At 60.3% G+C, this 12,186-nt stretch carries 7 protein-coding genes; 4 read left to right on the top strand and 3 right to left on the bottom strand.

Annotated features, from left to right (window positions below; translation table 11 throughout):
• Positions 1–23 precede the first annotated feature (23 nt).
• On the bottom strand, positions 24–653 hold the full coding sequence (locus PSH65_RS05425) for an alpha/beta hydrolase (protein ID WP_305425247.1): 630 nt from the start codon (positions 651–653) through the stop codon (positions 24–26).
• Between the two features lie 144 nt (positions 654–797).
• On the opposite strand from PSH65_RS05425, the gene PSH65_RS05420 reads away from it, so the two are divergent.
• Positions 798–1,232 (top strand): YhcB family protein, encoded by a 435-nt coding sequence (locus PSH65_RS05420; protein ID WP_305425246.1) that lies wholly within the window; start codon positions 798–800, stop codon positions 1,230–1,232.
• 273 nt (positions 1,233–1,505) lie between these two features.
• Here PSH65_RS05420 and PSH65_RS05415 read toward each other — a convergent pair whose 3' ends face one another.
• The gene (locus tag PSH65_RS05415) at positions 1,506–2,228 is read right to left on the bottom strand and encodes an OmpA family protein (RefSeq protein WP_305425244.1); all 723 of its coding nucleotides are present in this window, start codon (positions 2,226–2,228) and stop codon (positions 1,506–1,508) included.
• A gap of 116 nt (positions 2,229–2,344) precedes the next feature.
• Positions 2,345–2,989 carry an MBL fold metallo-hydrolase gene (locus PSH65_RS05410; protein WP_305425243.1) on the bottom strand — a complete coding sequence of 215 codons (645 nt, stop codon included), beginning with the start codon at positions 2,987–2,989 and terminating at the stop codon, positions 2,345–2,347.
• A 214-nt stretch (positions 2,990–3,203) separates the two neighbouring features.
• Between PSH65_RS05410 and PSH65_RS05405 the strand changes: the two genes are divergently transcribed.
• From PSH65_RS05405 to PSH65_RS05395, 3 genes are read left to right on the top strand one after another with little or no spacing between them, the layout of a single operon-like run.
• Positions 3,204–6,344, top strand: a complete 3,141-nt coding sequence (locus tag PSH65_RS05405) for a M10 family metallopeptidase C-terminal domain-containing protein (RefSeq protein ID WP_305425242.1) — start codon at positions 3,204–3,206, stop codon at positions 6,342–6,344.
• Complete coding sequence (locus tag PSH65_RS05400) at positions 6,341–6,535, top strand: hypothetical protein (protein WP_305425241.1); 195 nt, start codon at positions 6,341–6,343, stop codon at positions 6,533–6,535. The genes PSH65_RS05405 and PSH65_RS05400 overlap by 4 nt, the downstream gene beginning before the upstream one ends.
• Positions 6,536–6,553: 18 nt before the next feature.
• Positions 6,554–12,181 carry a calcium-binding protein gene (locus PSH65_RS05395; RefSeq protein WP_305425240.1) on the top strand — a complete coding sequence of 1,876 codons (5,628 nt, stop codon included), beginning with the start codon at positions 6,554–6,556 and terminating at the stop codon, positions 12,179–12,181.
• Positions 12,182–12,186: the final 5 nt, after the last annotated feature.

Below are 12,186 nucleotides of genomic sequence, written 5' to 3'. Positions count from 1 at the left end.
GGTAATCGCTTGTCAGACTGCAATCAATTCGAAAGACGCGGCAGGATCAGATCCTTGAGATCGGTCAGCTTGCCATGAAAAAAGTGTCCGCATTCTGCCACTTTCAGCAGCTCATGGGGGCGATCGAGTGTGTCGGACCAATCGTAAACCAGTTGCGGATCGATCACTTCGTCGGTTTCCGGCTGGATCAGGGTCAATGTGCCTTGTTGCGGCAGTTGATCCTGGTCGCCCAAACGCATGACGGCGGGCGCGACCATGAACAAATGCTTGAGCTGCTCGCCCTTGGCTTCCAGGCGACCGCCGAGACTTGCTGCAACAAAACCGCCGAAGGAGAAACCGAACAGGGTCAAAGGTATTTCAGGATGTTTGCCCCGCAGCCACTCGGCTGCCGCCTGGGCATCGTCGACTTCGCCAGTGCCCATGTCGTGCGTGCCGTCACTGGTGCCGACGCCACGGTAGTTGAAACGCAAAGTAATCAAACCGGCGTCGCGCGCGGTGCGCTGCAAGGTCGAGACGACTTTATTGAGCATGGTGCCGCCCTGCACCGGGTTTGGGTGGCAAATCAGCGCCAGGCCACGGGGCTGGTCATTATTCAGGTAAAGGGCTTCTAGCTGGCCGACCGGGCCATCAATTACTACAGGGGTTTCGCGCATAAGCAAGGAAGGAACTCCGTGACCTCGAATCGGGTCGACTCGTCTAGCCAATTGTCTGTGCCAATCTATTGCGAGTGAATCGCGGTATACAGCGCAGGTTCGAGCCGTTAACGTAAAGCAAAGCCGTTTATAGAGGAAGGACTCGTGGAACACTCGCTCTTAGTTTGGTTGTTGCCGACTCTTGCCCTGGTTGTGGGTGTCGCCATTGGATTCCTGATCGCTCGCCTGGTGCCGAATGCCGCGCCTAACCGCACGCAACGTCAGCTGGATGACATTCAGGAACGTTTTGACAAGTATCAGAACGAAGTGGTCACCCACTTCAACAGCACTGCAACCCTGGTCAAGAAGCTGACTCAGAGCTATCAGGAAGTGCAGGATCATCTCGCCGAGGGCGCCAACCGCCTGGCCCTGGACGAGCAGACTCGCCAACGCTTGCTGGCTGCCCTGCACGCCGACGCGGCGCAGGCTCCACGGGAACGCCTGACGCCACCGCGCGATCAGGAACCGCCTCGCGACTACGCCCCCAAAGCCCCGAACGCGCCGGGCATGCTCGATGAGCATTACGGCCTGAAGAAGTAATCAGGTTTCGCGCGACATGAAAAAGCCCTCGGATGAGTGATCGTCCGAGGGCTTTTTTTGTTTCTGATCGATATCTCTGGTGCCTGTCAGGGCCTCTTCGCGAGCAAGCCCGCTCCCACAGTGTTCTTCGTCGATCACAAAATAGTGGTCAAACACAAATCCTGTGGGAGCGGGCTTGCTCGCGAAGAGGCCTGAGCAGACGACACAAAAAACCCGCCCGACCTGTTGAGGATCGGGCGGGCCTTTAACGCCTGGGGTTCAGTCAGACGGGTTTTAGTACTGCTGAACTGGTTGACCCTGCTGCTGATATTCCTGACCCGGAATCGGCTTCAGGTTGACCTCGACGCGACGGTTCTGAGCCCGGCCATTCACATCACCATTGCTTGCAATCGGGTTATCCGGCCCAGCACCACGTGCCGACAGGTTGGCGCCGCTGACACCCTGAGAGGTCAGGTAAGTCGCTACGCTCTGCGCACGACGCTGGGACAGGTCCATGTTGTGCTGACGACTGCCGGTGCTGTCGGTGTAGCCGACGATCTCGATCTGGTTCTGGTTGAACTCCTTGAGCGAGCCCGCCAGGTTGTTCAGCGGCTGGTAGAAGCTCGACGCGATGTTCGCCGAATCGGTGGCAAACGTGATGTTGCCCGGCATGATCAGCTTGATCTGATCGCCTTGGCGCTGCACTTCAACCCCAGTGTTGGCCATGCTGGCCCGCAACTTTTTCTCCTGCTGGTCGGCGTAGTAACCGTAACCGGCGGCGGAAGCCCCCACCACGGCGGCGCCAATCAGCGCGCCCTTGCCACGGTTATCGTGACCGATGGCTGCACCGGCCAGCGCACCGGCCAAGGCGCCGAGGCCACCGTATTTGGCGGTTTTGCTCATGCCCGTGGAGCCGCCATCAGCCTGACCCTGGTTGTCATAAGGGTTCTGCGATGCGCAACCGGACAACAAAGCCACAGCAGTAGCGACAATAATCAAACGACGCGAGGTGAACATGGAGAGCTCCTACTTTTTTGCATTCTGTGGTGCAGCGGACTTAAGCAATGAACCTTTGCGGGCGTTGGATCATGGCCAACGCCAAAAATTCCGTCGTGCCTTTCACAACTGCATCTTCAGGCTCGTACAAAGGGGTTACCGCGCATTTCATCGCCCAGACAGGTGTCTGGACCATGACCGGTCACCACCGTCGCCTCTTCATCGAGGGTATACAACCGTTGCTTGATCGAACGCACGAGAGTCGCCTGATCGCCTCCCCATAAATCCGTGCGCCCTACCCCGCGCCTGAACAGCGTATCACCGGCTATCAGCAGCTTAGCCTCTGAAAACCAGAAGCTCATGGAACCTGGTGTATGACCCGGCGTGTGCAACGCCACACCACACCCGCAAGCCAGCTCTTCATCGTCGGCCAACCAGCGATCTGGCGATGGCACGGGGGTGTAAGGCACACCGAACATCTGGCACTGCATTTCCAGGTTGTCCCAGAGGAATTGATCTTCTTTATGCAGGTGCAGCGTCGCGCCGGTTTTCTCCTTGAGCTGCCCGGAAGCCAGGAAGTGATCGAGGTGCGCGTGGGTGTGAATGATGCTGACCACCTTCAGGCCCAAGGCGTCGAGTCGCGCGAGGATAAGTTCGTGATTGCCGCCCGGGTCGACGACGATGGCTTTTTTGGTGATCGGGTCGCCGATGATTGTGCAGTTGCACTGCAACGGCCCGACGGGAAAGGTTTCGCGGATGAGCGCTGGGGTCGGAACGTTCATGGGAGGTCCTGATTAGTCAATTTCGAACAGGATACCAGCGCGCATTCCTCAAGACTCACTTGCGCATGCCGACACAGATTTACCAGCCAGTTTTTTGACGTCATCAATAAAAAAATAGTGGCCACGTGATATCAATTGACGCTGACTCTGGTGCAAAATCGCTTTCTTGTAGCGGCCAATACAGGACGGTCGCAGCCCTCTCAGGATCTTTAAAATGTCGTCTCCTCTTGGTTACGTTTTAACAAAGCCATCTGTTCTGACCGGTAACCAACAAGTCGACAGCCTGATCTACGGCACTTCCTGGCTGAGCCCGGACTTTGGCGCAGACATCTTCGCGACACGGCTGACCTATAGTTTCCTCAACCCCCAATCGTACTTCGCTACCAAGTACAGCATTGAAAATGAATTCCTGAACAGTTTCTCCCTGACATCGGCCCAACAAAACGCCGTAACCGCTGCGCTTGGCGCCTGGAGCGCGGTGGCTAATGTCAAGTTCACTCTGGTCAGTGACAACCTCAACACCGTGGGCGACTTGCGATTCGGCGGCTATTGGGGCATGGACGACGATGCCGCTGCCTGGGCCTACCTCCCCGACCGGACACCGTCGGGCGGGGATGTCTGGATCAGCCCGGACACGAACAACTCCGCCCCCGTCAAAGGCACCTACGACTTCATGACGTTCGTGCATGAAATAGGTCATGCCCTGGGTCTCAAGCATCCATTCGAGTCGAGCCAATCCAACAGCACGCTGATCTCGCCCCTGCTCGACGATACGCATTACACGCTCATGAGCTACAACAATGCGTATTCCTATCAGCCGACGACACCGATGCTGCTGGATATTCTCGCTATCCAGAAGCTTTACGGCGCCAACATGCTTTGGCAAACCGGCAACAACGTCTATCGCTGGGCACCGGACCAATCAGTGTTCGAAACTATCTGGGATGCCGGCGGCAACGATACGATCGATGCCAGCAACCAGCTGGCGGCCGTCAGACTGAACCTCAATGAGGGCGAATTCAGCAATATCGGCAAGGCATTCGTCGACATTGCGAACCTGGAACTGATCAATGACGGGCTGGCGATCGCCTTTGGCGCCAAAATCGAAAATGCTACCGGTTCGGCCTTTGACGATGAGCTGATCGGCAATGCACTGAATAACGTTCTCGATGGCGGTGCAGGCCAAGACATCATGATTGGCGGTGCAGGCAACGACGTTTATGTTGTGGATAACGTTGATGACGTAGTGGTGGAAACCAGCACCTCGCTGAGCGAAATCGACACGGTCATGTCGTCCATCAGCTACGCCCTGGGCAGCAGTAGCAATCTGGAGTACCTGATCCTCAGCGGCGGCGATAATCTGGACGGTACCGGCAATGCCCTGAGCAACCGCCTCGTGGGTAACAACGGCAATAACACATTGGACGGCAGCCTCGGCGCCGACGTGATGATTGGCGGCTCCGGTAACGACACCTACATCGTCGACAACCTCAAGGACGTAGTCACCGAAACCAGCACCCTGATATCTGAAATCGACACCGTGCGTTCCTCGGTGAGCTGGACCCTGGGTGCCAACCTGGAAAACCTCACCCTCACTGGTAGCGACAACCTCACCGGTGTCGGCAACACCCTGAACAACACCCTGCTCGGCAACGCCGGCAACAACGTGCTCAACGGCGCAGCGGGCCTGGACACGCTGAGCGGCGGCGCCGGCGACGACATCTACGTCCTCGACCAGGCCGGCGAACTGGCGTTGCTGCAGGATGACGTTGATCAAGGTAGCGACCTGCTGTACATCAACTACACCTCGACCCTGGCCGCCAGCACCGTCGATCTCACTCAAAGCAACCTGCAAAACGTCGAAAATGTCACCGTCACCGGCCTCGGCAACTTCACCGTGATCGGCAACGATCTGGACAACATCCTGACCGGCAACAGCTACGACAATACCCTGCTGGGCGGGGCCGGCAACGACTGGCTGGATGGCTGGGCCGGGGCTGACAAGCTCAGTGGCGGCAGCGGCGACGACATTTATGTCATCTACAATAATGGTGTACAAGTCACCGAACTGGCTGACGAAGGCCACGACCTGATCCTGACGGCGGTTAGCTATTATTTGGAAGACAATGTCGAGGATGGCGTGCTGCTCGGTTCTGCAGCGCTGAGCCTCACAGGCAACGAACTCGACAACAGCCTGACCGGCAACACCGCCGCCAACATCCTCGACGGCCGGGGCGGGGCCGACACCCTGGACGGCGGTGCGGGTAACGATACCTACTACGTTGACAACCTCGGCGACACGGTGATCGAACGCGGCACCTCGCTGAGCGAAATCGACACGGTCGCATCGTCGATCAGCTACACCCTGGGCAGCAACCTCGAGAACCTGACCCTTATCGACTTCGACGACCTGAATGCTACCGGTAATGCCCTGAATAACCGTCTTGTCGGTAACCGCGGCGACAACACCCTGGACGGCGGCCTTGGCGTCGACGTCATGATCGACGACAGCGGCAGCGACACCTACATCGTCGACAACCTCAAGGACGTGGTCATTGAGACCGGCTTCTGGCTGTGGGATATCGACACCGTGCGCTCCTCGGTGAGCTGGACCCTGGGTGCCAACCTGGAAAACCTCACTCTCACGGGCAGCGATAACCTCAACGGCGTCGGCAACACCCTGCGTAACGTTCTGACCGGCAACAGCGGCAACAACACCCTCAACGGCGCGGCGGGCCTGGACACGCTGAGCGGCGGAGCCGGCGACGACACCTACGTCCTCGACCAATTCGGCGAACTGGCGCTGCTGCAGGAAACGGCCGATCAGGGCCGCGACCTGCTGAACATCAGCTACGCCTCGACCTCGACCACCAGCACCGTCGACCTCAGCCAAACCAGCCTGCAAAACGTCGAAAACGTCACCCTCACCGGCCTCGGTGCCTTCACCGTGATCGGCAACGACCTGAACAACACCTTGCTCGGCAACGCCTCCGTCAACACCCTGCAAGGCGGGGTCGGCAACGACTGGCTGGATGGCGGCGTGGGCGCCGACATCCTCAGCGGCGGCAGCGGCGATGACACCTACGTCATCGACAATGCCGCCGACAAAGTCCTTGAACTGGCCGACGAAGGTCGTGACCTGATCAGGACGGCGGTGAGCTACACCCTCTCGGCCAACGTCGAAGACGGCGTGCTGCTCGGCGTCGCCGCGTTGAACCTCACGGGTAATGAGCTCGACAACAGCCTCACCGGCAACGCCGCCGCCAACATTCTCGATGGCAAGGCTGGCGCCGACACCCGGACGGCGGTGCGGGTAACGACACCTACCTCGTCGACAACCTCGGCGACACAGTGATCGAACGCGGCACCTCGCTGGCGGAGATCGACACGGTGCTGTCGTCGATCAGCTACACCCTGGGCAGCAACCTCGAGAACCTGACCCTCACCGGCAGCGACAATCTGGACGGTACCGGCATGCATGCCCTGAGCAACCGCCTCGTGGGTAACAACGGCAATAACATTGGACGGCCCTCGGCGCCGATGTGATGATTGGCGGCTCCGGCAATGACACCTACATCGTCGACAACCTCAAGGACGCGGTCACCGAGACCAGCATCCTGGCGAGCGAAATCGACACCGTGCGTTCCTCGGTGCTGGACCCTGGGTGCCAACCTGGAAAACCTCACTCTCACGGGCAGCGACAACCTCACCGGTATCGGCAACACCCTGAACAACGCAATCATTGGCAACAGCGGCAACAACGTGCTCAACGGTGGCACGGGGCTGGACACACTGAGCGGCGGCGCCGGCGACGACACCTACGTCCTCGACCAATTCGGCGAACTGGCGCTGCTGCAGGAAACGGCCGATCAGGGCCGCGACCTGCTGAACATCAGCTACGCCTCGACGTTGACCACCAGCACCGTCGACCTCAGCCAAACCAGCCTGCAAAACGTCGAAAACGTCACCCTCACCGGCCTCGGTGCCTTCACCGTGATCGGCAACGACCTGAACAACACCTTGCTCGGCAACGCCTCCGTCAACACCCTGCAAGGCGGGGCCGGCAACGACTGGCTGGATGGCGGCGTGGGCGCCGACATCCTCAGCGGCGGCAGCGGCGATGACACCTACGTCATCGACAATGCCGCCGACAAAGTCCTTGAACTGGCCGACGAAGGTCGTGACCTGATCAGGACGGCGGTGAGCTACACCCTCTCGGCCAACGTCGAAGACGGCGTGCTGCTCGGCGTCGCCGCGTTGAACCTCACGGGTAATGAGCTCGACAACAGCCTCACCGGCAACGCCGCCGCCAACATTCTCGATGGCAAGGCTGGCGCCGACACCCTGGACGGCGGTGCGGGTAACGACACCTACCTCGTCGACAACCTCGGCGACACAGTGATCGAACGCGGCACCTCGCTGGCGGAGATCGACACGGTGCTGTCGTCGATCAGCTACACCCTGGGCAGCAACCTCGAGAACCTGACCCTCACCGGCAGCGACAATCTGGACGGTACCGGCAATGCCCTGAGCAACCGCCTCGTGGGTAACAACGGCAATAACACATTGGACGGCAGCCTCGGCGCCGATGTGATGATTGGCGGCTCCGGCAATGACACCTACATCGTCGACAACCTCAAGGACGCGGTCACCGAGACCAGCATCCTGGCGAGCGAAATCGACACCGTGCGTTCCTCGGTGAACTGGACCCTGGGTGCCAACCTGGAAAACCTCACTCTCACGGGCAGCGACAACCTCACCGGTATCGGCAACACCCTGAACAACGCAATCATTGGCAACAGCGGCAACAACGTGCTCAACGGTGGCACGGGGCTGGACACACTGAGCGGCGGCGCCGGCGACGACACCTACGTCCTCGACCAATTCGGCGAACTGGCGCTGCTGCAGGAAACGGCCGATCAGGGCCGCGACCTGCTGAACATCAGCTACGCCTCGACGTTGACCACCAGCACCGTCGACCTCAGCCAAACCAGCCTGCAAAACGTCGAAAACGTCACCCTCACCGGCCTCGGTGCCTTCACCGTGATCGGCAACGACCTGAACAACACCTTGCTCGGCAACGCCTCCGTCAACACCCTGCAAGGCGGGGCCGGCAACGACTGGCTGGATGGCGGCGTGGGCGCCGACATCCTCAGCGGCGGCAGCGGCGATGACACCTACGTCATCGACAATGCCGTCGACAAAGTCCTTGAACTGGCCGACGAAGGTCGTGACCTGATCAGGACGGCGGTGAGCTACACCCTGTCGGCCAACGTCGAAGACGGCGTGCTGCTCGGCGTCGCCGCGTTGAACCTCACGGGTAATGAGCTCGACAACAGCCTCACCGGCAACGCCGCCGCCAACATTCTCGATGGCAAGGCTGGCGCCGACACCCTGGACGGCGGTGCGGGTAACGACACCTACCTCGTCGACAACCTCGGCGACACAGTGATCGAACGCGGCACCTCGCTGGCGGAGATCGACACGGTGCTGTCGTCGATCAGCTACACCCTGGGCAGCAACCTCGAGAACCTGACCCTCACCGGCAGCGACAATCTGGACGGTACCGGCAATGCCCTGAGCAACCGCCTCGTGGGTAACAACGGCAATAACACATTGGACGGCAGCCTCGGCGCCGACGTGATGATCGGCGGCAGCGGCAATGACACCTACATCGTCGACAACCTCAAGGACGCGGTCACCGAGACCAGCATCCTGGCGAGCGAAATCGACACCGTGCGTTCCTCGGTGAGCTGGACCCTGGGTGCCAACCTGGAAAACCTCACTCTCACGGGCAGCGACAACCTCACCGGTATCGGCAACACCCTGAACAACGCAATCATTGGCAACAGCGGCAACAACGTGCTCAACGGTGGCACGGGGCTGGACACACTGAGCGGCGGCACCGGCGACGACACCTACGTCCTCGACCAATTCGGCGAACTGGCGCTGCTGCAGGAAACGGCCGATCAGGGCCGCGACCTGCTGAACATCAGCTACGCCTCGACCTCGACCACCAGCACCGTCGACCTCAGCCAAACCAGCCTGCAAAACGTCGAAAACGTCACCCTCACCGGCCTCGGTGCCTTCACCGTGATCGGCAACGACCTGAACAACACCTTGCTCGGCAACGCCTCCGTCAACACCCTGCAAGGCGGGGCCGGCAACGACTGGCTGGATGGCGGCTTGGGCGCTGACATCCTCAGCGGCGGCAGTGGTGACGACACCTATGTCATCGACAATGCCGTCGACAAGGTTTTTGAAAACACTGACGAAGGTCGTGACCTGATCAGGACGGCGGTGAGCTACACCCTCTCGGCCAACGTCGAAGACGGCGTGCTGCTCGGCGTCGCCGCGTTGAGCCTCACGGGTAATGAGCTCGACAACAGCCTCACCGGCAACGCCGCGGCCAACATTCTCGATGGCAAGGCTGGCGCCGACACCCTGGACGGCGGTGCGGGTAACGACACCTACCTCGTCGACAACCTCGGCGACACAGTGATCGAACGCGGCACCTCGCTGGCCGAGATCGACACGGTGCTGTCGTCGATCAGCTACACCCTGGGCAGCAACCTCGAGAACCTGACCCTCACCGGCAGCGACAATCTGGACGGTACCGGCAATGCCCTGAGCAACCGCCTCGTGGGTAACAACGGCAATAACACATTGGACGGCAGCCTCGGCGCCGACGTGATGATCGGTGGCAGCGGCAATGACACCTACATCGTCGACAACCTCAAGGACGCGGTCACCGAGACCAACATCCTGGCGAGCGAAATCGACACCGTGCGTTCCTCGGTGAGCTGGACCCTGGGTGCCAACCTGGAAAACCTCACTCTCACGGGCAGCGACAACCTCACCGGTATCGGCAACACCCTGAACAACGCAATCATTGGCAACAGCGGCAACAACGTGCTCAACGGTGGCACGGGGCTGGACACACTGAGCGGCGGCACCGGCGACGACACCTACGTCCTCGACCAATTCGGCGAACTGGCGCTGCTGCAGGAAACGGCCGATCAGGGCCGCGACCTGCTGAACATCAGCTACGCCTCGACCTCGACCACCAGCACCGTCGACCTCAGCCAAACCAGCCTGCAAAACGTCGAAAACGTCACCCTCACCGGCCTCGGTGCCTTCACCGTGATCGGCAACGACCTGAACAACACCTTGCTCGGCAACGCCTCCGTCAACACCCTGCAAGGCGGGGCCGGCAACGACTGGCTGGATGGCGGCTTGGGCGCTGACATCCTCAGCGGCGGCAGTGGTGACGACACCTATGTCATCGACAATGCCGTCGACAAGGTTTTTGAAAACACTGACGAAGGTCGTGACCTGATCAGGACGGCGGTGAGCTACACCCTCTCGGCCAACGTCGAAGACGGCGTGCTGCTCGGCGTCGCCGCGTTGAGCCTCACGGGTAATGAGCTCGACAACAGCCTCACCGGCAACGCCGCGGCCAACATTCTCGACGGCAAGGCCGGCGCAGACACCCTGGACGGCGGCCTCGGCGCAGACCTGATGATCGGCGGCTCCGGCAACGACACCTATATCGTCGACAACCTGAAGGACCTGATTACCGAGACCAACACCTTGGCGAGTGAAATCGACACCGTGCGCTCCTCGGTCAACTGGACCCTGAGTGCCAACCTGGAAAACCTCATACTTACCGGGATCAATAACCTCAACGGTGTCGGAAACGCTCTGGACAACATGCTGACCGGCAACGGCGGTAACAATGTGCTCAACGGTGGTGCGGGGCTGGACACACTGAGCGGCGGCGCCGGCGACGACACCTACGTCCTCGACCAATTCGGCGAACTGGCACTGTTGCAGGAAACGGCCGACCAGGGCCGCGACCTGCTGAACATCAGCTACGCCTCGACCTCGACCACCAGCACCGTCGACCTCAGCCAAACCAGCCTGCAAAACGTCGAAAACGTCACCCTCACCGGCCTCGGTGGCTTCACCGTGATCGGCAACGACCTGAACAACACCCTGCTCGGCAACGCCTCCGTCAACACCCTGCAAGGCGGGGGCGGCAACGACTGGCTGGATGGCGGCGTGGGCGCTGACATCCTCAGCGGCGGCAGTGGTGATGACACCTATGTCATTACTGATAACGCCACTAATGTCATCGAGTTGGCGGACGAAGGCCGCGACCTGATCCGTACAATGGTGAGCTACACCCTGTCGGCCAACGTCGAAGACAGCGTGCTGCTCGGCGCCGCCGCGTTGAACCTCACGGGTAATGAGCTCGACAACAGCCTCACCGGCAACGCCGCTGCCAACATCCTCGACGGCAAGGCCGGGGCCGACACTCTGGACGGCGGTGCCGGCAACGACACCTACCTCGTCGACAACCTCGGCGACACGGTGATCGAACGCGGCACCTCGCTGGCCGAGATCGACACGGTGCTGTCGTCGATCAGCTACACCCTGGGCAGCAACCTCGAGAACCTGACCCTCACCGACACTGACCACCTCGATGCTACCGGCAACGCCTTGGGCAACCGTCTGATCGGCAACTCAGGCAACAACGTTCTGGATGGCGGAACCGGCACCGACTTGATGAGCGGCGGCAGCGGCAATGACACCTACATCGTCGACAACCTCAAGGACGTGGTCACCGAGAGCAGCACCCTGGCGAGCGAAATCGACACCGTGCGCTCCTCGGTGAGCTGGACCCTGGGTACCAACCTGGAAAACCTCACCCTCACCGGCAGCAATAACCTCAACGGTGTCGGCAACACCCTGAATAACGTGCTGACCGGCAATAGCGGCAATAACCTGCTCAATGGCGGAGCGGGCAACGACCTGCTCGACGGTGGTGCGGGCAATGACCTACTGGTGGGAGGTCTGGGCGTAGACACCCTCACGGGCGGCTCTGGTGCCGACCGGTTTGTTTTCAATTTGCTAAGCGAGCTGGGCAAAAGGGCAGACAGTGACGTCATCACCGACTTCAGCAGCCTGCAGGGCGACAAGATCGACCTGTCGAAACTCGATGCCAATATCCTCACCACCGCGTTCAACGCCTTCACTTTCATTGACTCGAATGCATTCACAGGAGCAGGACAACTGCGCTTCGAAGATCATGTGCTGTACGGCAACGTCAACGGCACGCTGGGTGCAGACTTCGAAATCCAGCTGGTAGGCGTGGACACCTTTAGTGCCAACGATCTGGTGGCGTGACAACG

It is taken from the genome of Pseudomonas sp. FP603 (genome assembly GCF_030687415.1).
Classification (GTDB): Bacteria; Pseudomonadota; Gammaproteobacteria; order Pseudomonadales; family Pseudomonadaceae; genus Aquipseudomonas; species Aquipseudomonas wuhanensis.
This window is presented reverse-complemented; position numbering and strand designations above follow the sequence as displayed.

Coding starts and splice junctions, on each gene's coding strand:
- PSH65_RS05425 (WP_305425247.1), bottom strand. CDS start 653: ATGCGCGAAACCCCTGTAGTAATTGATGGCCCGGTCGGCCAGCTAGAA.
- PSH65_RS05415 (WP_305425244.1), bottom strand. CDS start 2,228: ATGTTCACCTCGCGTCGTTTGATTATTGTCGCTACTGCTGTGGCTTTG.
- PSH65_RS05410 (WP_305425243.1), bottom strand. CDS start 2,989: ATGAACGTTCCGACCCCAGCGCTCATCCGCGAAACCTTTCCCGTCGGG.
- PSH65_RS05405 (WP_305425242.1), top strand. CDS start 3,204: ATGTCGTCTCCTCTTGGTTACGTTTTAACAAAGCCATCTGTTCTGACC.
- PSH65_RS05395 (WP_305425240.1), top strand. CDS start 6,554: ATGACACCTACATCGTCGACAACCTCAAGGACGCGGTCACCGAGACCA.